This is a genomic window from Pseudoalteromonas sp. S3776, assembly GCF_005886915.1.
Lineage (GTDB): Bacteria > Pseudomonadota > Gammaproteobacteria > Enterobacterales > Alteromonadaceae > Pseudoalteromonas.
The window spans coordinates 17337-40423 of the sequence record NZ_PNCU01000010.1; the positions used below are offsets into that span (position 1 = coordinate 17337).

Below are 23087 nucleotides of genomic sequence, written 5' to 3' on the forward strand. Positions count from 1 at the left end.
ATGTCGTTTAGTTTATTAAATATTGCCAGTTCAGGGGTGCGTTCAAGCTCTGAACTGTTGCAAACGACCAGTAAAAACATCACCAATGTAAATACCGAAGGCTACGTACGTGAGCGCACTGAATTTACCACTATGGTAGATAACCAAGTAGGGCGCGGCGAAACATATCGGTTATTGAACGAATTTGCCCAGTCGCAGTTAAACCGCGATACGTCAAATAAATCGTTTTTTGATCAATTCGTAACAGAAGCCAACCGTGTTGATACTATTTTTTCGGAAGAGTCTAACAACTTATCAACGGGCATAAATTCATTATTTAATAACGTGCAAGAGGCGTTAAATCAACCGTCTTCATCAGTTGCTCGTTCACTCGTAATGACCGATGCGCAAAGTTTAGTTGATCAAATGGACAGGCTCTCAGGCATTGTGCTTGAGCAACAAGGTATAGTGAATGAGCAGCTTGAGATTTTTTCTGAAGAAGCCAACTCACTCATCCAAAATATAAATACGTTAAACCAAGAAATTGCAGTCGTAAATGGTACTAATAACGCATCAGACGCGAGTTCTATTTATAACCAGCGCGACTTAGCTATTCGTGAATTATCAGAGCTCGTAGATATAGAAACACTCGATGGCCCTAATGGCGAAAAACTCGTATTTATGGGCAGCGGTGAGTCTTTAGTTATGGAAAACGGTACATTTAACTTATTTTCTTTGTCGGGCGACCCCGATCCTAATTTTAAAGAATTGACGCTTGATGTTAATGGCGGCAAAGCCGTGCCGCTAGAGATAGATGCAAGCAAATTAAAAGGCAAAATTGGCGGCTTACTCGCATTTAGAGACGACATACTTGTGCCTGCACAAAACCAGATTGGCCAAATGGGATTGGCAATTGCAGATGCGTTCAACGAGCAAAATAAATTGGGTATGGATGCTAACGGCGAGCTAGGCGGTGATATATTTACCATACCTACTGTGGGTGCTTATGCATACCAAGCTAATACCGGCGGCGCCAGTTTAACTGCCACGCTTGAGGCCGGTAAAGGCAGTGAACTGCCTGCCAGCGACTTTATTGTTACTTATACCGCTAATGCAAATGAAGTGAGCATTCAGCCCGTTGATAATAAAGGGGAGCCGATAGGCAGCGCCTCTTTAGCGACGATACCGCCATCTGGAGTTATTGACTCAGACGACATTACAAGTGGGGAGTCGTTTGGTTTACAAATTAATGTAACGGGTACAGGTAATACTGGCGATCAGTTTCAAATTAAACTTAACTCTGAGGCGGCGACCAGTATTTCCCTTGCGACAAGCCGCGGTGAAGACTTAGCTCTGGCATCGCCTATTCGTACAGCTAACAGCATAGATAATGTAGGCACTGCTACTATTTCAGCTGGAGAAGTAACAAGCGTTACATCGGGTGGCTTTACCACCGCCCCTAGTTTAGCCAATGGTGATATCACTCTTGTTAAAACGGGCGCTGCAAATGAATACCAAATTACAGATGCAAATGGCACCACAACCTTTACTATAACGCCACCGGCAGAGGGTATACTGGCTCAGGCTGGTGCACCTTATAGCAACTATGGCTTTGACTTTGACATTGAAGGCACGCCAGCCACCGGAGACACTTTCACCCTTGAATTTAACGAAGGCGGCTTTGATGATAATCGTAATGGTTTAAAACTCGCTGATTTACAGAATGGCGAATTAGTGCGTAAAAATGTAGTGACAACAGCCACTGCCGACAATCACGACACATTTAACCAAGCCTATTCGGGGTTAGTGAGTGATATTGGTGTAGTCACTGGTCAAGCCATTACCAGTGCTAGTGCATTTGATGCATTAGCCCAGCAATCTGAAGCCTGGTATGAATCACTCTCGGGTGTAAACCTTGATGAAGAAGCAGCCAATTTACTACGTTTCCAACAATCATATTCGGCATCAGCTCAAGTACTAGCTGCGGCCCAAGAAGTTTTTGACACCTTATTAAGTGCGGCGAGGTAATTATGCGTTTATCAAATAACTTAATGTATCAAAACAACATTAATAAAATACTCGATAACCAACAAAGTGTTGCTAATGCACAAGAGCAAGTAACAACAGGTAAAAAATACTTAACTACCTCAGAAGCACCTGCCGCTATCTCGCAAGGAATGCTGTATTCAAATAAAATACAAACAAATGAGCAATATACTAAAAATATTGACCAATTAACTGGCCGTCTTGAGACTGAAGAAACCATCTTACAAAGTATAAATACCAATATCCAACAAGCGCAAGAGCTAGCGATTCAAGCAGGTAATGGTGTATATACTCAAGATGATTTAGAGTCAATCGCGGCTGAGCTGAGTGAAATACAAAAAACACTCGTCAATTTAATGAATACCCGCTCAGAAGACGGTAAGTTTATATTTTCAGGCTACCAAGACAGCACTCAACCCTATCAGTTTGACTCTACAACAGGTGAGTACACTTATAATGGGGATCAAGGCCAGCATGTTATAACCATTGCTGAAGGGGTGAGTATTAAATCAAGCGATAACGGCTTTGATACATTTGAAAAAAGCGATGCAAGGTTAGATGTTACAGATAATCAAGCTGCTATCCCGGTAACTACCCCTGCAAATAATATTACAGCGGGCACGGTTTATGTAGATGGTCAAACAGAGTTCGACCGTTTCCATCAAGATAATTACAATGCTGACCCAACCGCTGCGGCAACAGCGAACACGTATAATGTTATAATAACGCCAGGCGCTACCGCTAATGACCCCGATACTTATGAAATTTTGCGTGACGGTGTGTCGCTAAGCCCTGCACAAGTTGGCGAGGTAACGGATGAGCCAATCGATTTTGCTGGAATGAAAATCGAATTTGAAGGCGCAGCACCAGGCCAGCTTGATTTTACCCTCGAAAAGCCGCACAAAGAAAATGTGCTTAATACATTACAATCACTCATTACAGGGCTAAATGATGGCACACTGGATAACAATGATTTTCAGCAAGTGCTAGCTGATGGTGTAGTACAGCTTCAAAATGCAAGTGAGCAAGTCGTGTATACGCAAGCGAGCTTAGGCGGGCGTATGAATGCGGTTGAAAGTGTAAGCGACTCAAACCTTGCGCAAGATATTCAAAACAAAAGCAACCTTTCTGATCTAGTAGAAGTAGATATGGCAGAAGCTATTAGTGACCTCACTAAACAAGAAACCGCACTGCAAGCCTCGCAAGCCACATTTGGCCGTTTAACTAACCTTTCATTATTTGATTACTTGTAAATAAATTATAAGCAGAAATACCTTGCCGCTTTAGTTAGCATAAAGCGGCAAAAACCTCCCTCATTAGCGTGGCAATAATTTGTCACTTTAATACCTAAACATTTAACGCTTCGTTAACTCTCCAACACTTTTAAAAAAGTTACTTAAAAACAACCGCTTAAATGTTTTTTAAAGTTGGCACAGTAAATGCTTTTCTAATGATAAGAAATTATCGAATAGTGGTTCCTGTTAAAACGTGTTGAACCACACTCTGTTTAAACCTAGGAGATGGTCAAATGGCATTAACAGTAAATACTAATGTGTCGTCATTGAACGCACAACGTAACTTAACAAAATCTGGCGAAGGCCTAGCAACTTCAATGGAGCGTTTATCATCAGGTATGCGTATTAATAGCGCAAAAGATGATGCGGCGGGCTTACAAATTTCAAACCGCTTAACCTCTCAAATAAATGGTTTGTCAGTGGCTCAACGTAATGCCAATGATGGTATTTCAATGGCGCAAACCGCTGAAGGTGCGATGAGTGAGTCGACCAACATACTTCAGCGAATGCGTGAACTTGCGCTGCAAGCGGCTAATGGTTCAAACTCAGCAGAAGATAGAGAAGCACTGCAAAAAGAAGTATCAGCACTTCAGGTTGAGCTAACCCGTATTGCAGAAACCACCTCATTCGGTGGTCAACAGTTACTAGACGGTAGTTACGGTAGTAAAACTTTCCAAGTAGGCGCTAATGCTAACGAAACCATTAATGTATCACTTTCAAGCGTTGCAGCTGAAAAAATTGGGTCAAACCAATTAAATTTACAAGGTGTTGCAAATACAGGCTTTGGTACTGCCGTAGCGGCTGGCGCTACTGCACCTGCAAACTCAGTAGCTGCGGGTACATATACGATTTCAGGACGTGATGACTCAATAATTAATATTGAAGCAGGTACCACAGCAAAAGATGCTGCAGCTAAAATTAACCAAATGACAGGAACTACCGGCGTTACTGCGCAAGCGCGTACTGAGGCTGTTCTTGATATTGGTGGTGCAGCTACCGTTGCTGATGAAATAGTAAGCTTTGAGCTAAATGGCGAAAAAGTATCGTTTGTGGCCACTGCTAATGTAGACAGTGATGAGCAAGCAATGGCTGAAGCGATAAATGCGCGTACAGATGAGCATGGTGTTACAGCTGTAATTGAAAATGGCGTGCTAACTATCTCTAACAACCAAGGTGAAGACGTCGTAATCGAAGATTTTGAAACGACTGACGCTACAGGTACAGCGGTTGCTGCTACTTTAGATGTTACCGCGGCTTCATATAATGGTAACCCAGATACCGCAGTAACACTTACCAGTGGTACTGGTACAGACTCAACACGAGTAATGGGAAGTATTCAGCTTAATTCTGCAGAGGTGTTTACTGCTACTGCAGATGATACTTCTTTAGCTGCGACTATTAATGAGACCACCAGTAAGCTTGAAAATGCAGCTGATATTGATGTGACTACTCAAAAAGGCTCCCAAGATGCGCTTTCAATCATTGATAATGCAATAGCCAATATTGATGAGCAGCGTGCGGGATTAGGTGCTGTGCAAAACCGCTTTAGCTTTACAATTAACAACCTTGCAAACATTGAAGAAAATGTAACCGCATCGCGTAGCCGTATTCAAGACACCGATTTTGCTACGGAAACAGCAGAGATGACTAAAAACCAAATACTACAGCAGGCAGGTACATCAATCCTTTCGCAGGCAAACCAAGTACCACAGGCTGCGATTAGCTTGTTAGGTGGTTAGTAATAAACGCTATTAATAAAACTTATAAAAAAGCACATCTTGATAGGTGTGCTTTTTTTGTTTTTTGTCCAAAAATAGCACGCTGTACGTGAATAAAAAACTTTTTTAGGGGGAAGTGAATTTATTATTTCCTTTAAAATTAGTTGTTTATATTTATTTTATTAATAACTTTAAAAATAAATCAAAATAACGCTAAAGATAAATTTTCTCCTGCCGTTAACTTAACCAGTACAGAGCTTGAACATACAATTGTGACAGCTCTTGGTTAAATCTAAACAGTCACATTACGAAAGTAATCAGGAGTTTTATTATGATTTCAGTAAATACAAATGTATCTTCATTAAACGCTCAGCGTAACCTTTCTACTTCAGGCTCTGACCTTGCAACGTCAATGGAGCGTTTATCATCAGGTATGCGTATCAACAGCGCAAAAGATGATGCGGCAGGCCTACAAATTTCAAACCGTTTAACATCACAAGTAAATGGTTTAGCAGTAGCACAACGTAACGCTAACGACGGTATCTCAATGGCACAAACCGCTGAAGGTGCAATGAGCGAGTCTACAAGCATTTTACAACGTATGCGTGAGCTAGCACTGCAATCAGCAAACGGCTCAAACTCGACAGAAGACCGTGAGTCACTTCAAAAGGAAGTGTCTGCATTGCAAGTTGAATTAACACGTATCGCAGATACAACATCATTTGGTGGTCAACAGCTTCTAGATGGTAGTTTTGGTTCTAAATCTTTCCAAATTGGTGCTAACTCAAATGAAACTATTAATGTTTCGTTATCAAGTGTAGCTGCAGAAAAAATAGGGTCTAACCAAACAAACCTTCAAGGTGCAGCCAATACAGGTTTTGGTACTACAGTTGCAGCGGGCACTACTGCGCCAGCTAGTGCAGTTGCAGGTGGTACTTACGACATTTCTGGTAGAGGTGATGCTACAATCAACATAGCTGCAGGCGCTTCAGCAAAAGAAGCTGCAGCTTCTATTAATCAAGCTACTAATACCACAGGAGTAACAGCCCAGGCAAGAACAGAGGCGACTTTAGATATTGGTGGTACGGCTACAGTAGCAGGCGAAACAGTAAGTTTTAAACTAAATGATGAAAAAGTTTCTTTTGTAGCAACAGCTAACACTGTAAGTGATGAGCTAGCTATGGCTGAAGCTATCAATGCTGGTACTGATGAGCACGGGGTTACAGCTACAATAGATAATGGCGTACTTAGCATTTCGAACAATCAAGGCGAAGATGTTACTATCGAAGATTTCGCAACTACGGATGCTGCAGGTGCCGACGTAGCTGCAACTCTAACAGTTTCTGCATTAAGTTATAATGGTACTGCCGAGGATAATACTACCCCAACAGTATTAACTAGTGGCCCAGTTGCTGGAACTACTAATGATTCAACAAGAATTACAGGTGGTATACAACTTAACTCTTCTGAAGTTTTTACAGTTGAGGCGAGCGATACTTCTTTAGCTTCTACAACAAATGAAGTTACAAGTAAATTAAACAATGTAGCGGATGTCGATATTACTGACCAAAAAGGGTCGCAGGATGCACTAGCTATCATTGATAACGCAATTGCTAACATCGATGCTCAACGAGCTGGTTTAGGTGCGGTTCAAAACCGTTTTGACCACACTATTAGCAACTTATCAAACATCTCTGAAAACGTATCTGCTTCACGTAGCCGTATTCAAGACACAGACTTTGCGACTGAAACAGCAGAGATGACTAAAAACCAAATCTTGCAACAAGCGGGTACGTCAATCTTATCTCAAGCGAATCAGTTACCACAAACAGCTCTAAGCTTATTAGGTTAATAAGTTAAACCTTATAGCTTAATGGGTAGCTAGCTAGTACAAAAAGTCAGTATTAGTTTTAAAAAAACAAGGAGGTGGCTTTAGCTACCTCCTTTTGTGGTTTAAGGGTATAAATTAAGCTATTGTTAGTCTAATAACTATACAAGTTCGGCAATTTTAGGAGGCGTTATGAACACCATTACTTCAAACGCAGAAGTTACTATAGCATCAACATCTTTAACTGGTGAAGATAAACAAATAGGGCAGGCTGGCTCAGTATTGACTCAGCGAGCTGTTGATGACGTAAATAAAACGGATGAACAAGGCCCACGAAATCAGTTAAGCAACCAATACGCACAACAAGGAACTGAGACTAATAGTTCGCAAAACCAACAGCTTGAGCGTGAACAGCTTGAAAAAGTGGCGCAACAATTGCAGGACTTTATGGGTGAAATGAACCGTAGTCTGCAATTTCAAGTTGATGAAGACTCAGGGCGTGACGTTATTAAAATACTTGATAAAACCAGTGGTGATGTAATTAAGCAATACCCTTCGGAAGAGGTATTAAGTTTAGTGTCAAAGCTTTCTGAATCTGCAGGTATTTTAATCGACCAAACCGTTTAGTCGACGTAGTGTTGATATATTATTAGTTAAGTTTTTTGGGTTTAAAGAGGTGAAGTATGTCTATTTCGTTTAATGGTTTAGGCTCTGGTTTAGCGGTATCAGATATAGTTGATGCGCTAGTTAATGCTGAGCAGGCTCCAGCTGAGGCTCGTTTAAACACTCAAGAAAGTACGCTAACTACTGATATTTCTGCTGTAGGGGCTTTAAAGTCTGCGCTACAGCAAGTACAAACAGCAGTGGAAGCGCTAGGTGACGCAGATAATTACCAAAAACGTAGTGCATCAGGCAATGATGATTTTGTCTCTATCAGTGCTGATGAAGACGCCCAACCAGGTGGTTATTCTGTAAAGGTTAATAACCTTGCTACGGAGCATAAAATACTATCAGAAGCATTTGATGCTGACGCCGCTGTGGGTGAAGGTACTATGACACTCAGCTCCGGCGAGAATAGCTTTGATATTGAAGTATCAGACACCGCAACTCTAAGCGAAATCAGAGACGCGATTAACGACAGCAGCGATAACGATAGCATAAACGCAACAATAATAACGGATGATACAGGCCAGCATTTAGTTCTTTCAGCTAAAGAGAGTGGCTTAGAAAACGAGATTAAAGTAGAAGTAACGGATACTGACGGTAATAACACAGATACCAACGGACTATCTCGTTTAGCTTTTGACTCTGCAGGTGTACAAAATGCATCTGAAATTATTGCTGCAACCGATGCATCCATTACCATTGATGGCTCACTCACAGTTAGTAGTTCTTCAAATACGTTTACTGATGTTATAGACGGTATAACAATCACCGCTAAAAAAGCTCAGGGTACTGATGATGATTTAAGTGATATATCGGTAACCGAAAATAATAACAATATCCAATCGGGCTTAAACAATTTTATTTCTAGTTACAATGAATTACTTGAACTTAGTAATAACTTAGGGGCATCAAGCGAAGATGGTGCTGGTGTAATGGCCGGTGATTCGTTACTACGCGGTGTAATGTCTAAATTGCGAGAGCAGATTACCGACTCTGTAGATTTAGGTAATGGCAACTCATTATCACTTTCGCAATTAGGTGTTGAAGCCGATCGTTATGGAGTATTGACGCTTAATACCGAGACTTTAAATGAAAAAATTGATGAAGATGTCGACTTAGTGCAGCAGTTTTTTGTAGGCACTGATGAAGACGAAGGCGGCTTTGCCCAATCGTTTGATGAGTTAATGAGCTTTTATACAGATTCTGACGGCATTATCCAAAACCGTATCGATAGTAAAACAAACCAATTAGAAGATATTGATGAGCAGCGCGAAAGCCTGACAAGTAAAATGGAATCGTTATCTGACAGGCTATACGCTCAATACAATGCCATGGATTTATTGGTAGCGAGCCTCAATTCGACAAGTAGTTACGTGCAAGCGCAGCTTGAAAATATGCCTGGTGTGGTGAGTAATAATTCTTAATTTTCCATATTAATTATGAACATAAAAAAACCGTTTAAAAACGTTTTTTTTATGTCTAAATATTGCCTTTAAGATGCCTAGTAAGTTTTAAAACTGCTAGAAGTAGCTATACCGACTTATAAGCCGAGATTGCTTTACCTGTTTTTTTTTGCTTAATTATGGCTTTAGATGATTCATTTTTTACAGCATTTGCCTGCTTGCTAATGTTGTTGATATTGGTTTGCACAGCCACAAGTTGCTCGGCGGTAGGCGGGTTATCGCTTTCGCACCAGCGCTTAAGCTCACTATTTAAAGTATCCATAATAGGGGGAGCTTCATCAGCGTTATTGCTTTGCACTAATAATTCGATTCTGCTGAGCAATTGATTAATATGCTCAGCTTTACTTGTTTCCTCTAAAGCCATTCGCTTATACCGCAGGATTACGCTGATCGACAGGAATGCTATCCCACCCTTCTTTAATTTCTTTAATAATGCCAGCTACTTCAGAAATAATCTCAATATCATTGTCAACATTTGCTTGCACAAGGCGTCTTTGGCAGTAGTCATAAAGTGCTAATAAATTATTTGAAATACTCGGATCTTGTTCCACTTCTAAATTAAGCGCGTCTTGTAATGCACCTAAGAGTAAAATACAGGCAGAGATGTTTTCGCCTTTTTTTTCTATTTCTTTGCGCTCAATAAACCCTTTAGTAGCGGCCAAGCGGCCAATTATGTTACTAAAAATAAGGTTAATTTGCTCATAGGGCGCCATTTCTGCGATGTTGCTGGCGCGCACTTGAGAATATTTTTTTAATGAAACATGAGCCATGGAAAATCCTAAATAAATATGTGAAATCGTCTGTACGTAACAAAAGCAATATTAATGCCAAGCATATTGCATTTATTTAGTTATCGGCATTGTTGCTTTCAACTTAAGTTAATTATAGTTTATATTTTTGACCTACGTAGATTTATGCACTAAGTAAAAAACAAGACATAGCATTAGCTTTAAGTATTAAACAACAAAACAATACTTAAGTTTTAATTATTAAGTATTATTGTTTTATAGCGATGTCTATTTTTTGGCGTTTATGTCAAAAAACCGCCGCTATTACTTGCATCCATACAGATCTCGCTTACAATTTAGCTAATAAAATAAATTAGTGAAATTATGGCTCGCTAACTATGATCTTGATTTTAGATAATAATAATAACCGTGCAATAGGATTACATGCATCACTTACCTTTATTGGGGAAGCTGTGCAGTTGCTTGATGAAAATGACTTTGAAGAAGTATGTAGTAAGTATCAACAGCAAGAATGCATTGTTATTTTAGGCGCATTACAAAGCTTAGATCATGAAGGCTTAATTAAACGCTACCCAACCCTGCCTTTTTTACTCATTGGTGAAACACTCAAGCCATTATTAAGCATTGCTAATGTAGTGGGACTAATTTGTGAGCCGTTTAATCACGAAGTAACCACACAGTTATTACACGACTGCCAACAGTACCAACGTATGCTTCCTGGAAGTCACAAGCATCATAAGCCACATAAAACATTTGATGGTTTAGTAGGGGAAACTGACGCGGTTAAAAACGTACGCTTTTTGATAGAGCAAGTGGCTAAAACCGATGCAAACGTGCTTATTTTAGGTGAGTCGGGTACGGGTAAAGAAGTGGTTGCGCGTAATGTACATTTATTATCTAAACGCAATACGGGGCCATTTGTACCAGTAAACTGTGGTGCTATTCCAGGAGAGCTTCTTGAAAGTGAGTTATTCGGTCATGAAAAAGGGGCGTTTACCGGCGCTATTTCTGCACGTAAAGGGCGGTTTGAATTAGCGCAAGGCGGTACGCTGTTTTTAGATGAAATTGGCGATATGCCACTGCAAATGCAAGTTAAGCTACTTCGCGTATTACAAGAGCGTAGCTACGAGCGTGTAGGTGGCACAAAAGCGATTCAAGCAGATGTACGTGTTATTGCCGCTACCCACCGCAACCTTGAGGAAATGATTGAAAAGGGCAGCTTTAGGGAAGATTTATATTACCGTTTAAATGTATTTCCTATTGAAAACCCGTCACTTAATGAGCGTGCTGACGACATACCTTTATTACTTAAAGAGCTAATGCGCCGTGTTAATGAGCAAAGTGGTACGTCGGCTAAATTTACAGAGCGCGCGGTTGAGAGTCTAAAAGAGCATGCTTGGCCTGGTAATATTCGGGAGCTTGCTAATTTAGTGGAGCGCATGGTGATTATGTTCCCTGAAAAAGTAGTGGATGTACCCGATTTACCTAATAAATACCGCTACATCGAGGTAGATGCCTACGAGCCTGAATACCCTGAAGAACTACTTGAAAAAGATGCCTTTAACGATATTTTTAGCTCAGGTTTTAGCGATTATGATAATGACCCTGAGCCTGAATTTAGCCAACAGGGATCTGGCGTATTACCCGAAGAGGGCATTGAGCTTAAAGATTATTTAGCCGAACTTGAAATAAGCTTAATTACCCAAGCACTTGAACGCTTTGATTACGTTGTTGCGCGCGCTGCAGAAATACTAGGTGTAAGGCGTACAACACTTGTCGAAAAAATGAAAAAGTACAATCTGTCACGAGATTAGCAGTATGCAAATGCTGATAGGCTTTTCGTTATTTATTATTCATTTTTGAGGAATTAATTTACGGGCTTTGCCCGTCACGCAAGCAAGCTTCGCGTCTATAAGATAAACGCAAACTTAAACTTTGGAGGTAGACGCTGAGCTTGCTCGTGTAAAAGCGCTGCTTTTAATTGCTTAGACCCAAAAAAACGAGGTTAAATGAGAAACCACAGTTAGCTTACACGTTACTGCTCTAAAGCGAAGCGTCTCTTATCCTCTTTGTGAACAGATCACTTTTATGGTAATAAATCACTTATCAACCAAAAGCCTTTATAATTTCTTCTTTTCTAAAACAATCATTACTATGATCGTTTACCATGCCACAGGCCTGCATATGTGCGTACACCGTTGTAGGCCCTAAAAACTTGAAGCCTCGTTTTTTTAAATCTTTTGCAAATGCTTTTGACTCTTCGGTCATTGCAGGAGCGTCTTCATCACTATTTACATTATTAATAATTGGTTTATTGTCCACAAATCGCCATTGATAATGACTAAAGCTGCCAAACTCTTTTTGAATTTCGATAAACCGTTGAGCATTATTAATCGTAGCAGCTATTTTTAATCGGTTACGTACTATGTTCTTATCTTGCATTAACCGCTCTATATCATCGGCTGTAAAGTTAGCCACTTTTTGCACATCAAAGTTGGCAAATGCTTTTTTATACCCTGCACGCTTTTTTAAAATAGTGTACCAACTGAGTCCCGCTTGTGCTGATTCTAGCGTAATAAATTCAAATAATAGTGTGTCGTCATAAAGGGGCACCCCCCATTCTTCATCATGGTATTTCACATAGTCTGGTTTTGTGGTGTCGAGCCACGCACAACGGCATTTATTTTGCTCACTCATTATTATTCCTTTTTTTGTGCGTCATTTTTTTGTTACGCGTTATTGTAAGCTAACTAAATGAAAAATATATAAAATAATTTTGGTATAAATTCTGCATTAAGCCCTGTATCTACATCATTAAGAGATTTGATTATGGCCCTTGCGAGTGTACTTAAACCACAGTTTATTACTGCAAATCAGTATAACCCATGTTTGCTTCAAGAAGAGTACATTGGTGAATTAAGTGATTTAAGACAACAAGCAAGTTGGCTGTCGCACTTAGTTGATACCATGCCAGCAGGTGTTGTTGTACTTGATGGCAAAGGCCTTATTGCAAAAGCCAATCAAATCGCGATTGATATGTTAGGTGAGCCGCTCGAAGGAGAGAAATGGTTTAACATTATTCAACGCTCTTTTCGTCCCCACCAAGATGATGGACATGAAGTGTCGCTCAAAGACGGCCGACTTATAAAACTTGATATTACTGCACTTGCGCCAGAGCCTGGTCAGCTTATATTAATGACCGATTTAACAGAAACCCGTCGTTTGCAAAAGCGTGTTGCACATATGCAACGTTTGAGTGCGCTTGGTAAAATGGTGGCATCGCTTGCGCACCAAGTGCGTACACCGCTTTCTGCAGCTATGTTATACGCGGCCAATTTGGGCTCTAAAAAGCTACCCGAAACATCACGCGATAACTTTCAAACCAAGCTTATGTCGCGTTTAAAAGATTTAGAAACCCAAGTTAATGACATGCTACTTTTTGCTAAAAGTGGCGAACAACAAGTGGTTGAGCAAGTCTCTATGCAGCAACTTTTAAACGAAGTAAAACTTGGTGCCGATGCTATGGTGGCTTTAAATAACAGCGAACTTGCTGTTGAGTTACCAGAGCCAGATATAGAAATCACCGGTAATAAAACTGCGCTGGCCAGCGCTATTCAAAATCTTATTCATAATAGTATTCAAATTATTGGCAGCCAGGCAAAAGTGACCTTAAAAGCACAGCGAGATAGTAGCGAACCTGACACCGTACGTATTAGCGTATGCGATAACGGCCCTGGGGTAGAGCTGAGCCAAATAGAGAAAATTTTTGAACCGTTTTATACCACTAAAAGCCAAGGTACGGGGCTTGGGCTTGCTGTAGTAAGTTCTGTGGCAAACGCGCATCAAGGACGTGTTGAAGTGGTTAATAATGCCAATGGTGGTGCATGTTTTAGTTTATTGCTGCCCATATGCACGACCTCAATGCAGGAGAAAACAGCATGAGCAATACAATACTGGTAGTTGAAGATGATGCAGGCTTAAGAGAAGCACTCATAGACACGTTAGAAATGTCAGGTATTGCCTGCGTTGCAGCGCAAAGTGCTGAGCAAGCCATGATCCAATTAAAGAAATCTGAGTTTTCGTTGGTTGTAAGTGATGTGCAAATGGGCGCGATGAGCGGCCTAGATTTGCTCAGGAGCATTAAGCTTAACTACCCAGAACTCCCCGTATTAATGATGACAGCTTACGCAACGATTGATGATGCCGTAGAGGCAATGCGCTTAGGTGCAATTGATTATATGGCTAAACCATTTGCCCCTGAGGTGCTTTTAAATATGGTTAGCCGCTATTTACCCGAAAAACCAAAAGACACTGATGGCCCAATTGTAGCCGACCCCAGCAGTATTCAACTATTAGAACTTGCAAGTAAAGTGGCTCGCTCAGATGCAAGTGTAATGGTGCTTGGCCCTAGCGGCTCAGGTAAAGAGGTATTAGCGCGATATATTCACGATAAATCAAACCGATGCGATGCGCCTTTTGTGGCAATTAATTGCGCGGCTATTCCCGAAAATATGCTTGAAGCCACCTTGTTTGGCTATGAAAAAGGCGCTTTTACTGGTGCAATACAAGCGTGCCCAGGTAAATTTGAGCAAGCCCAAGGTGGTACTATATTGCTTGATGAAATAACAGAAATGGACTTAGGGCTGCAAGCTAAGCTATTACGGGTATTACAGGAGCGTGAAGTTGAGCGTTTAGGTGCGCGCAAAACAATTTCACTCGATGTGAGAGTGCTCGCAACCAGTAACCGCGATCTTAAAGAAGCTGTTGCAGATAATAAGTTTAGAGAAGACTTATATTATCGCTTAAATGTATTCCCATTAATGTGGCGACCACTTAGTGAGCGCCCAGGCGATATAATTGTATTGGCTAAGCATTTAATAGAGCGCCATTTAGTTAAAAATAAAGAGCCGTTAGCAACGCTTGATAGTGATGCCGAGCAAAAACTATTGAGCCATACATGGCCAGGTAATGTACGCGAACTTGATAATGTAATTCAACGTGCGCTTATTTTGCGAACGGGCAATGTAATTGGCGAGCAGGCTATTTTTATTGAAAATTTAATGCAAGCGTCAAGCACCAATGCGCCTACTCAGGTTATAGCGCCTGAGCAAGAGAGTACTCCCAGTGACGCATATTATGATGACAAAATAACGCCTGTAGAGGCGAGTAGCTCACTGCCGAGCGTAGATACTGGCAGCTATAAAGATGAGCTAAAAGATAAAGAGCATAAAATAATTTTAGAAACCCTCGCGCGCTGCCAAGGCAAACGTAAAGATGTTGCACAAACACTTGGCATCAGCCCGCGTACTTTACGTTATAAACTCGCACAAATGCGCGATTTAGGTATTTCACTACCCGCATAAACTAACTCTCCCTTCTATACATAACCCTAAACTAACCACGCTTAGTTTAGGGTTGTCAAATCTCTGACTCTTAAAAACAATAGCTAACTGTATGTTATTAAAGGTTTATTTTTATGGCACGCTTTGTGCTTTAATCCCTTTATGAACGTTAACTGCATTTGCCAGAGAAAATTATGAAAATTCAAAACAGCGCGTTATTCCAAGAAATGCAATCAATGGCCTTAGAAGCAGGCCATACAAATCAAATTAATAAGCTACCCACGCAAGCTCAGCCAACGTCATCGGCTCAATTTGGTGACTTACTAAGCGATGCATTAAATACGGTTAATGGCCTACAACAAGATGCTAAACAAAAAGTCGTGGCTGTTGAAATGGGTGACAGAAGTGTATCGCTTGCTGAGGCAATGATTGCTTCGCAAAAATCATCAGTGGCATTTGAGGCTACAGTACAAGTAAGAAATAAACTTGTTGAGTCATACCAAGAAATTATGAACATGCCTGTTTAAGTAGGTAGTGGAGAATTATTGTGGCGCAATCTAATCAATCAACAGATCTTGCTCTTGCTGGCGGCGGTATTGACCAAAGTGAAGACAACGAGCAACAAGAACAAAAGTCGGGCTACTTAAGCGCCTTAAATGGGGTTGATGTGCTTCGCCAAGTTACCCTAATTATTGCGCTGGCTATTTGTTTAGCTATTGCCATATTTGTGATTATTTGGGCGCGCCAACCCGATATGCGTCCGCTTGGCAAAATGCCTACAGAAGAGCTGATCCAAACACTTGATTTTTTAGATGCACAAAAAATTGACTACGAGCTAGACGGCAACGTTATTTCGGTTGATGAAAGCGAGTATCAAAACATTAAATTATTGATGGCGCGTGAAGGCTTAGAGCAAGGCCCTACCTCAGGCACCGATATCATAATGCAAGATATGGGTTTTGGTGTGAGCCAACGGCTCGAGCGTGAGCGCTTAAAGCACGGTCGCGAGCAACAACTTGCCCGCACTATAGAAGAACTAAACAACGTTACTCGCGCTAAAGTTTTATTAGCCATCCCAAAAGAAAACGTATTCGCACGCAGAGAGAAAAAACCATCAGCCACAGTGGTATTGACTCTTAAACGTGGCCGTACGCTTGATGGTGAAGAGATTGATTCAGTCGTTGATATAATTGCCTCTGCAGTACAAGGGCTTGAGCCTTCACGTGTTACGGTAACAGATCAAAATGGCCGCTTACTTAATTCTGGCTCACAAGACTCATTAGCAGCACGTTCTCGTAAAGAATACGACATTGAAAGAAAACGTGAGCAAGAGTATCTAGAAAAAATAGACAGTATTCTTATTCCTGTGGTCGGCTTGGGTAACTACACGGCGCAAGTTGATTTAAATATGGACTTTAGCTCAGTAGAGGAAACACAAAAACGTTACAACCCAGACTTACCAGCAGTTAGAAGCGAAACCACATTTGAAGAAAACAACATAGGTGGCTTAGCGGTAGGTATTCCTGGGGCACTGACTAATCAGCCCCCTATGAATTCAACTATTCCAGAAGTGGCAGGCCAAAGTAATGCAGGTACGGCAACCAACCCAAGTCGAGTACATAAAGAGGCCACGCGTAACTTTGAGCTAGACACCACCATTTCGCATAAGCGTCAACAAACAGGCGTTATTCGCAGAATTAGCGTATCGGTAGCTGTTGATTATGTGCCCAAAGTAGGTGAAAACGGCGAAACAACCATGGCACCGCGCTCAGTAGAAGCTTTGTCAAATATACGTCGCCTATTACAAGGTGGGGTGGGTTTTGATATGCAACGTGGCGATGCATTAGAAGTGGTAACCGTACCATTTGTGCGTGAAGCAGTTGATTTAGACTTAGAAGTACCGCTGTGGGAACAAGATTGGTTTATGAAAATCATCCGTCTTGTGCTTGGCGCCTTAGTTATTATTGTATTAATTATGGCGGTTGTTAAGCCTATGCTTAAGCGCTTGATCTACCCAGATGATACGCTTGAAGAGTACGACGAAGATGCATTAAGCTCAGGGGTTGATATTGGCGATAGCACGCTAGATATGCTAAATAAAGACTTTGATTCTGCTGCTGTTGGTTTCTCAAGTGATGGTACACTGCAGCTGCCAGACTTACATGGCGACGAAGATTTACTTAAAGCGGTAAGAGCACTTGTAGCGAACGAACCGGAACTCTCATCACAAGTAGTGAAAGCGTGGTTAACAGAAGATGACTGATCAAGAACAAAAACAACTCCCGCCAGCATTTGATGTTGACAAGTTAGATGGCGTAGATAAAGCCGCGATTCTTTTATTGAGCTTATCTGAAGAAGACGCAGCGCAAATCCTAAAGCACTTAGAGCCTAAGCAAGTGCAAAAGGTAGGCATGGCTATGGCTGCGCTGGATGACTTGTCGCAATCTAAAATTAGCGCAGTTCATAATTTATTTATAGAGCAAATACAAAGCTTTAGTACTATTGGCTTCCAGTCAGAAGACTTTATTAAAAAGGCGCTCACCGCCGCATTAGGTGAAGATAAAGCAGCTAGTTTAATAGACCAAATTGTAATGGGCTCGGGCGCTAAAGGGTTAGATTCACTTAAATGGATGGACTCAAAGCAAGTTGCCAATATTATTCGTAATGAGCACCCGCAAATTCAAACTATTGTTTTATCGTATTTAGAGCCTGAGCAATCGGCAGAAATCCTAGCGCAATTTCCTGAAAAAGTGCGCCTAGATTTAACTATGCGTATTGCTAATCTTGAAGAAGTGCAACCTGCAGCATTACAAGAACTTAACGAGATTATGGAAAAACAATTTGCCGGCCAAGCAGGCGCACAAGCCGCTAAAATGGGTGGCTTAAAAGCCGCGGCAGATATCATGAACTACCTAGATACAAATGTAGAAGGGCAGTTGATGGACTCTATTCGTGAACACGATGAAGAAATGTCTCAGCAAATTCAAGATCTTATGTTTGTGTTTGAAAACCTTATGGATGTGGATGACCGCGGCATTCAAGCCATATTGCGTGAAGTACAGCAAGACGTACTAATGAAAGCAATTAAAGGGACTGACGAAGCGCTTAAAGATAAAATTTTGGGTAATATGTCTAAACGTGCTGCCGAAATGCTTGCCGATGACTTAGAAGCAATGGCACCGGTTAGAATAAGTGAAGTAGAAGCTGCCCAAAAAGAAGTGCTTTCAACAGCAAGGCGTCTATCTGACTCGGGTGAGATTCAGTTAGGCGGCGGCGGTGGCGAGGAGTTCCTGTAAGCTATGTCTAAATTAAAAGGTCGCCCTTTACATGCAGATGAAGCTGATGAGCTTTTAAAAAACTGGCCAATACCTGATGTTGCGCCTGATGAGCGTAGTTTTGGCAATCGTTCAACGGCTTTTGGTACACCGCTTTCTGATTTGTATAAAAAAGAAGTTGAAGAAGAAGCAGTAGAAGACGAGCAGCCGCAAGAGCCTGAACTGCCTTCGTTAACTATGGCAGAGCTTGAGCGCATTAGGCAAGATGCTTATGAAGAAGGCTTAAAGCAAGGGCACGAACAAGGTTACATAGATGGCTTTGAAAAAGGCGTTGGTGAAGGCAAAGAAGCAGGTTACAAAGAAGGTGTAGAGCTTGGTAAAACACAAGGCCAAGAAGATGTTAAGCCCTTAATAGAAGAGCAGTTAACCAGCTTGCGTAGTATTATCGATAATCTCAGTGCGCCGCTCGACAAAGTGGACGAAGTGGCAGAAAAGCACTTAGTGCAATTAGCGGTTATGTTGGCAGAAGCTATCACCTACCAAGAAATAAAAACATCGCCCGATGTTATATTACATACACTCAAAAAAAGCATAGATGCATTAAATACTGAACAAGAAAAAGTTCGCGTGCATTTAAATCCGGACGATTTAGAGCTGGTAAAGCAAAGCTACGGTGAACAAACCATAGCAGAGAATAATTGGCAGCTAATTGCAGAACCCACACTCGAGCGCGGCGGTTGCGAAGTAAAAACGCCACAATCATCTTTAGATATGACCCTAAAAACCCGTGTCAAAGAAACGTTGGATAGCTTTTTGCATGATAGCGGTATCTAATCTTTTTTGTGGCGTGTTATGGCAGCTCAACGTGCACCTCTAAGCGAACGCTTAAATCAATACCAACACCATATTGCAGCGTTTAAACCTGCTGTAGCGGGTATTTTAACCCGAGTCGTCGGGCTAACTCTTGAGGCGAAAGGGCTGCGTGCGTCTGTTGGCAGCCAATGCAAAATAGAAACTATGTCGGGCTTTGTGGATGCCGAGGTGGTGGGCTTTAGTGAGCAAACTCTATATTTAATGCCTAATGACCACATTTCCGGTGTGTTGCCTGGTGCACGTGTTATTCCACAAGTAAATGATACAGGTTTACCCGTTGGTATGAGCTTACTGGGCCGTGTAGTGGATGGCTTAGGCCGCCCCCTTGACGGCCTGGGAAAAATTAACGCCGAACACTATTTAAAGTTTGCACAAAACCCCATAAACCCCCTCGCTAGAAGACCAATCAGCCAACCTATGGACGTAGGTGTAAGGGCTATAAACTCAGTGATTACTGTAGGGCAAGGCCAGCGTATGGGTTTGTTTGCAGGCTCTGGTGTTGGTAAGTCAGTACTCTTAGGTATGATGACCCGCGGCAGTGAAGCCGATGTTATTGTGGTTGGCCTAGTGGGAGAGCGTGGCCGTGAGGTAAAAGAGTTTATTGAAGAAATATTAGGTGTAGAAGGGCGCAAACGCTCTGTTGTGGTAGCCGCTCCTGCTGATGCATCGCCTCTTATGCGCTTAAAAGGTTGTGAAAGTGCAGTCACCATTGCTGAGTACTTCCGTGATCAAGGTTTAAATGTATTGTTATTGCTTGATTCTGTAACCCGGTACGCCATGGCGCAACGTGAAATAGCGCTTGCGGTTGGCGAGCCGCCCGCTACAAAAGGGTATCCGCCTTCTGTATTTGCCAAATTACCGGCGCTGGTGGAACGAGCGGGAAATGGCGGCGAAGGGCAAGGGTCTATTACTGCGTTTTTTACAGTACTCAGTGAAGGCGATGATATGCAAGACCCTATAGCCGATGCAGCACGTGCTATTTTAGATGGGCATATTGTACTTTCGCGTGACTTAGCCGATAGCGGTCACTATCCTGCAATAGACATCGAAAAATCAATTTCTCGTGTTATGCCGCAAGTGGTGTCTGAGCCTCATATGCAGCAGGCCCGCGTATTAAAACAAGTGTATTCAATGTATCAGCAAAATAAAGATATGATCACCTTAGGTGCGTATCAAAAAGGGGCTGACCAAATGCTTGATCAAGCTATAAATATGATGCCGCGCGTAAATGCGTTTTTACAGCAAGGTATGCGTGATGTAATAAGCTACGACGATGGTTTACACGGCCTAGCTCAATTACTAGGACAAGCATAATGGCAAAAAATAAGCTCGATTTACTGCTTAAGCTCGAAAACGACAAAGAAGAAAATCTGCGCATGAGCTACTTACAAGCCAATCAAAATTTACAAGCTAACCAACAAAAGCTGCAAGGGCTAAATAACTTTAGATTAGAATACTCTCAGCAATTACATGTGAAAGGAAAGTCCGGTTTATCAAGCGCGGGCTTTGGCCAGTACCATGCCTTTATAGCAAAAATTGAAGAAGCAATTCGCCAGCAAGCCAGTACGGTAAATACTGCTAAGCAAGTTGTATCACAGCGTAAAGCTTTGTGGTTAAAGCAGCAGGTAAAAGCAAAAGCCGTGGCAAAACTAATTGAAAAACAAAACCTAAAAGCGGCGGCGTTAATGGCAAAAAGTGAGCAAAAAATGCTGGACGAATTTTCTGCTAATCAATTTTTTCAGCGCCGTAAAAGTTTATAACTCTGGCGCGTTTATTGCTTTATTGGTAGGTGGTAATTAATTTTGGCAAAGTGCGGTGGTAACTTGCCGCAGTGCTGTGTAGGTGAATTATGGCAATAAACGATATTTCAATGTTGGCAACAGCTGAAAAAGACTCTTTTTTAGCATTTAAAGACAATAACTTACCTGCAGGTAACGAATCTGGTGATGCTTTTTTAAGCCAGCTACAAGATGCAGACAAACCCTTTGTGTTGCCTGCTAATTCTGAGGCTACTAACCAAACAGGTTCTTTATTGCCATCTGATGATAAGCAGCTAGCCAATGGCAAAAAACCGACAGATTCATCGAGTGATGACACACAAGATACGCTATTATCTGGCGACAGCGTTTTAGCACAAATAAACTCCTCGCAAGTGATTGACGTAAGTGTAAAAAAACACGGCAGTAGCGATAGTGACTTTAGCGAATTAAGTGCACAAAAGAGTGATAAAAGTGTTAGCTTTTTAGCTTCGCAATTAGGTGAAACTAATGAAGCCGATGCCATAACGACTAAAGCAGGTGATACTCTTTTAACTGATAATAGTAGCAACGGCAAAAAAGGCGCGTTTACAAACGCCGAGCTTGAACCTAAAGCGACTAAGCAAAGCGCTGAAGAAAACTTAGCCCCCTCGTTAAAAAATGAGAGCCTAGCAAGTAGTGCTGCTAAAAACCCAATAGCAGAAGCAGTGCAAACACAAATCAATACAACTAATAGCAACGCGGCTCTTGTAAATAGTGACGGTGAAGGTGCTGAAAATACAAAAGCGCCGGGCACTGCGCCAAATGCTGAAGGTGCGCTACCTATAAGCGATACAGACATAGAGCAATTAGCCAAAGAACTGACTCGTACATCTACGCAATCAGAGCTATCAACGACATCTAAAGTACTGAACTCATTAAGCGAAGCGCAACGTGCACAGTTAAACGAGCAAGTTAAAAACTCATTTACTGAAACCACGCCAAGTGAAGGTGATGATCGCGCAAGCGCTATTAAACAATTACTTACAGAGTTTGTTGTACAAAACGAAAAACAGACAAGTACGCGCGGTGAGCTAATTCAATCTCAGTTAAAAAGCTTAAATAGCGATGAAAAGCAGGCACTACTTAGTCAATTAAAAAGCTATGTGAGTAACGAGCAACCGACAGGTGATACGCTCAAAAAAGTAAATGAAACAATAAGCAACTTACAAACTATGCTTGATACGCAGCTTAATGAGAGCAAAGCGCAAAGTGTCTCAAGCTCTGCAAATGCGGCTTTAAATGCACAGCAAGCTAGTAATGCTGCAATGAGTGCGAGTACACCGCAAAATAAAGCCATGATTAATGTTGAACCCCCTTCTAGTATTGAACAAGACGCTGTAATTCCAAAAGAGTTAGACACCTTAGAAGCCGAGCAGGAAAGCTTACTTAAAGAGGCTAAAACAAGTACTGGTTTGCCCAGTGTAGCCCAGGTGTTTACGCTTATAACCGATGGAATGAATAACACGCAGGCACAAATAAATGCTCAGTACGACAGCGCTCGTTATGAGCAGTCTATTTTAGAGAGCCAAGCTATACAGTCGCAGCAATTACAAAGTAGTACCGCGCAGGTTAAGCAGGTGAATATAGATGCAAGTATGATGCAGGCTATTAATATTGTTAAAAGTGATGCAGCTAAAATGCTTCAAGAGCGTGTATCTTCAATGCTAAGTATTAGCAATAAAGAAGCTGAAATTCGCTTAGATCCACCAGAAATGGGTAGTATGCAAATTCGTATCAGAAGTGATGCAGAGCAAGCACAAATAAATTTTGTGGTGCAAAATCAGCAAGCTAAAGAAGCACTCGAGCAATCAATGCCGCGTTTACGTGAAATGTTAGCCGAGCAGGGCATTGATTTAGGGGAAAGCTCTATTTCTTATGGGCAATCAGCTAATGAGCAAAGCGATGAAGGCGAGGGGCACTCGCAAGGTCAATCGGCTAATAAAAATACACAGCACGATAAAAATGATGAGCAAGATGGGGGTAACCCACAAAGTTCTCGACAACAAACTTCATCATCAATAGATTACTATGCCTAAGTACTGCTATTATAATAA

Annotated in this window: 19 protein-coding genes; 16 read left to right on the top strand and 3 right to left on the bottom strand. The window is 41.5% G+C overall.

Going from position 1 to position 23087, the window contains the following annotated elements; genetic code table 11:
- From flgK to fliD, 6 genes are all read left to right on the top strand, one after another.
- A complete protein-coding gene (flgK, locus tag CWC16_RS05520) occupies window positions 1–2007 on the top strand; it encodes a flagellar hook-associated protein FlgK (protein ID WP_138540807.1) in 2007 nt (668 codons plus the stop codon).
- Between the two features lie 2 nt (window positions 2008–2009).
- Window positions 2010–3278 (top strand): flagellar hook-associated protein FlgL, encoded by a 1269-nt coding sequence (flgL, locus tag CWC16_RS05525; RefSeq protein WP_138540808.1) that lies wholly within the window; start codon window positions 2010–2012, stop codon window positions 3276–3278.
- Between the two features lie 275 nt (window positions 3279–3553).
- Complete coding sequence (locus tag CWC16_RS05530) at window positions 3554–5059, top strand: flagellin (RefSeq protein ID WP_138540809.1); 1506 nt, start codon at window positions 3554–3556, stop codon at window positions 5057–5059.
- Window positions 5060–5366: 307 nt separating this feature from the next.
- The gene (locus CWC16_RS05535) at window positions 5367–6890 is read left to right on the top strand and encodes a flagellin (protein WP_138540810.1); all 1524 of its coding nucleotides are present in this window, start codon (window positions 5367–5369) and stop codon (window positions 6888–6890) included.
- 168 nt (window positions 6891–7058) lie between these two features.
- Window positions 7059–7493, top strand: coding sequence for a flagellar protein FlaG (locus CWC16_RS05540; protein WP_138540811.1), 435 nt, complete (start codon window positions 7059–7061; stop codon window positions 7491–7493).
- A 56-nt stretch (window positions 7494–7549) separates the two neighbouring features.
- Window positions 7550–8956: a flagellar filament capping protein FliD gene (fliD, locus tag CWC16_RS05545; RefSeq protein ID WP_138540812.1), complete on the top strand. Its 1407-nt coding sequence runs from the start codon at window positions 7550–7552 to the stop codon at window positions 8954–8956.
- A gap of 106 nt (window positions 8957–9062) precedes the next feature.
- Here the strand turns inward: fliD and CWC16_RS05550 are convergent, their stop codons facing one another.
- Together CWC16_RS05550 and fliS are read right to left on the bottom strand one after the other, a co-directional pair.
- Window positions 9063–9359, bottom strand: a complete 297-nt coding sequence (locus CWC16_RS05550; RefSeq protein ID WP_138540813.1) for a hypothetical protein — start codon at window positions 9357–9359, stop codon at window positions 9063–9065.
- A 4-nt stretch (window positions 9360–9363) separates the two neighbouring features.
- Window positions 9364–9765: a flagellar export chaperone FliS gene (fliS, locus tag CWC16_RS05555; protein WP_055015914.1), complete on the bottom strand. Its 402-nt coding sequence runs from the start codon at window positions 9763–9765 to the stop codon at window positions 9364–9366.
- A 356-nt stretch (window positions 9766–10121) separates the two neighbouring features.
- Between fliS and CWC16_RS05560 the strand changes: the two genes are divergently transcribed.
- The gene (locus CWC16_RS05560) at window positions 10122–11558 is read left to right on the top strand and encodes a sigma-54 dependent transcriptional regulator (protein ID WP_138540814.1); all 1437 of its coding nucleotides are present in this window, start codon (window positions 10122–10124) and stop codon (window positions 11556–11558) included.
- A gap of 292 nt (window positions 11559–11850) precedes the next feature.
- Here the strand turns inward: CWC16_RS05560 and CWC16_RS05565 are convergent, their stop codons facing one another.
- On the bottom strand, window positions 11851–12441 hold the full coding sequence (locus CWC16_RS05565) for a DNA-3-methyladenine glycosylase I (protein WP_138540815.1): 591 nt from the start codon (window positions 12439–12441) through the stop codon (window positions 11851–11853).
- A gap of 132 nt (window positions 12442–12573) precedes the next feature.
- Between CWC16_RS05565 and CWC16_RS05570 the strand changes: the two genes are divergently transcribed.
- The 9 genes from CWC16_RS05570 to CWC16_RS05610 all read left to right on the top strand — a co-directional run bounded on the left by CWC16_RS05570 (window position 12574) and on the right by CWC16_RS05610 (window position 23069).
- Window positions 12574–13686: a sensor histidine kinase gene (locus CWC16_RS05570; protein WP_029773881.1), complete on the top strand. Its 1113-nt coding sequence runs from the start codon at window positions 12574–12576 to the stop codon at window positions 13684–13686.
- Window positions 13683–15107 (top strand): sigma-54-dependent transcriptional regulator, encoded by a 1425-nt coding sequence (locus CWC16_RS05575; protein ID WP_138540816.1) that lies wholly within the window; start codon window positions 13683–13685, stop codon window positions 15105–15107. The genes CWC16_RS05570 and CWC16_RS05575 overlap by 4 nt, the downstream gene beginning before the upstream one ends.
- 173 nt (window positions 15108–15280) lie before the next feature.
- Window positions 15281–15613, top strand: coding sequence for a flagellar hook-basal body complex protein FliE (fliE, locus tag CWC16_RS05580; RefSeq protein WP_004588289.1), 333 nt, complete (start codon window positions 15281–15283; stop codon window positions 15611–15613).
- A 20-nt stretch (window positions 15614–15633) separates the two neighbouring features.
- On the top strand, window positions 15634–17349 hold the full coding sequence (gene fliF / locus CWC16_RS05585; RefSeq protein ID WP_138540817.1) for a flagellar basal-body MS-ring/collar protein FliF: 1716 nt from the start codon (window positions 15634–15636) through the stop codon (window positions 17347–17349).
- Entirely contained in the window at window positions 17342–18382 is a 1041-nt protein-coding gene (fliG, locus tag CWC16_RS05590; RefSeq protein WP_004588291.1) for a flagellar motor switch protein FliG, read from the top strand. Before fliF ends, fliG begins: the two co-directional genes overlap by 8 nt.
- Window positions 18383–18385: 3 nt before the next feature.
- Window positions 18386–19195, top strand: a complete 810-nt coding sequence (fliH, locus tag CWC16_RS05595; protein WP_138540818.1) for a flagellar assembly protein FliH — start codon at window positions 18386–18388, stop codon at window positions 19193–19195.
- Between the two features lie 18 nt (window positions 19196–19213).
- A complete protein-coding gene (gene fliI / locus CWC16_RS05600) occupies window positions 19214–20548 on the top strand; it encodes a flagellar protein export ATPase FliI (protein WP_138540819.1) in 1335 nt (444 codons plus the stop codon).
- Complete coding sequence (gene fliJ, locus CWC16_RS05605) at window positions 20548–20994, top strand: flagellar export protein FliJ (protein WP_029773801.1); 447 nt, start codon at window positions 20548–20550, stop codon at window positions 20992–20994. The genes fliI and fliJ overlap by 1 nt, the downstream gene beginning before the upstream one ends.
- A gap of 89 nt (window positions 20995–21083) precedes the next feature.
- On the top strand, window positions 21084–23069 hold the full coding sequence (locus tag CWC16_RS05610; RefSeq protein WP_138540820.1) for a flagellar hook-length control protein FliK: 1986 nt from the start codon (window positions 21084–21086) through the stop codon (window positions 23067–23069).
- The last annotated feature ends 18 nt before the right edge of the window (window positions 23070–23087 follow it).

Bases quoted from the DNA above. Each gene is read 5' to 3' on its own strand.
- flgK (WP_138540807.1), top strand. From the start codon at position 1: ATGTCGTTTAGTTTATTAAATATTGCCAGTTCAGGGGTGCGTTCAAGC.
- flgL (WP_138540808.1), top strand. From the start codon at position 2,010: ATGCGTTTATCAAATAACTTAATGTATCAAAACAACATTAATAAAATA.
- CWC16_RS05530 (WP_138540809.1), top strand. From the start codon at position 3,554: ATGGCATTAACAGTAAATACTAATGTGTCGTCATTGAACGCACAACGT.
- CWC16_RS05540 (WP_138540811.1), top strand. From the start codon at position 7,059: ATGAACACCATTACTTCAAACGCAGAAGTTACTATAGCATCAACATCT.
- fliD (WP_138540812.1), top strand. From the start codon at position 7,550: ATGTCTATTTCGTTTAATGGTTTAGGCTCTGGTTTAGCGGTATCAGAT.
- CWC16_RS05550 (WP_138540813.1), bottom strand. From the start codon at position 9,359: ATGGCTTTAGAGGAAACAAGTAAAGCTGAGCATATTAATCAATTGCTC.
- fliS (WP_055015914.1), bottom strand. From the start codon at position 9,765: ATGGCTCATGTTTCATTAAAAAAATATTCTCAAGTGCGCGCCAGCAAC.
- CWC16_RS05560 (WP_138540814.1), top strand. From the start codon at position 10,122: ATGATCTTGATTTTAGATAATAATAATAACCGTGCAATAGGATTACAT.
- CWC16_RS05565 (WP_138540815.1), bottom strand. From the start codon at position 12,441: ATGAGTGAGCAAAATAAATGCCGTTGTGCGTGGCTCGACACCACAAAA.
- CWC16_RS05570 (WP_029773881.1), top strand. From the start codon at position 12,574: ATGGCCCTTGCGAGTGTACTTAAACCACAGTTTATTACTGCAAATCAG.
- CWC16_RS05575 (WP_138540816.1), top strand. From the start codon at position 13,683: ATGAGCAATACAATACTGGTAGTTGAAGATGATGCAGGCTTAAGAGAA.
- fliE (WP_004588289.1), top strand. From the start codon at position 15,281: ATGAAAATTCAAAACAGCGCGTTATTCCAAGAAATGCAATCAATGGCC.
- fliG (WP_004588291.1), top strand. From the start codon at position 17,342: ATGACTGATCAAGAACAAAAACAACTCCCGCCAGCATTTGATGTTGAC.
- fliH (WP_138540818.1), top strand. From the start codon at position 18,386: ATGTCTAAATTAAAAGGTCGCCCTTTACATGCAGATGAAGCTGATGAG.
- fliI (WP_138540819.1), top strand. From the start codon at position 19,214: ATGGCAGCTCAACGTGCACCTCTAAGCGAACGCTTAAATCAATACCAA.
- fliJ (WP_029773801.1), top strand. From the start codon at position 20,548: ATGGCAAAAAATAAGCTCGATTTACTGCTTAAGCTCGAAAACGACAAA.
- CWC16_RS05610 (WP_138540820.1), top strand. From the start codon at position 21,084: ATGGCAATAAACGATATTTCAATGTTGGCAACAGCTGAAAAAGACTCT.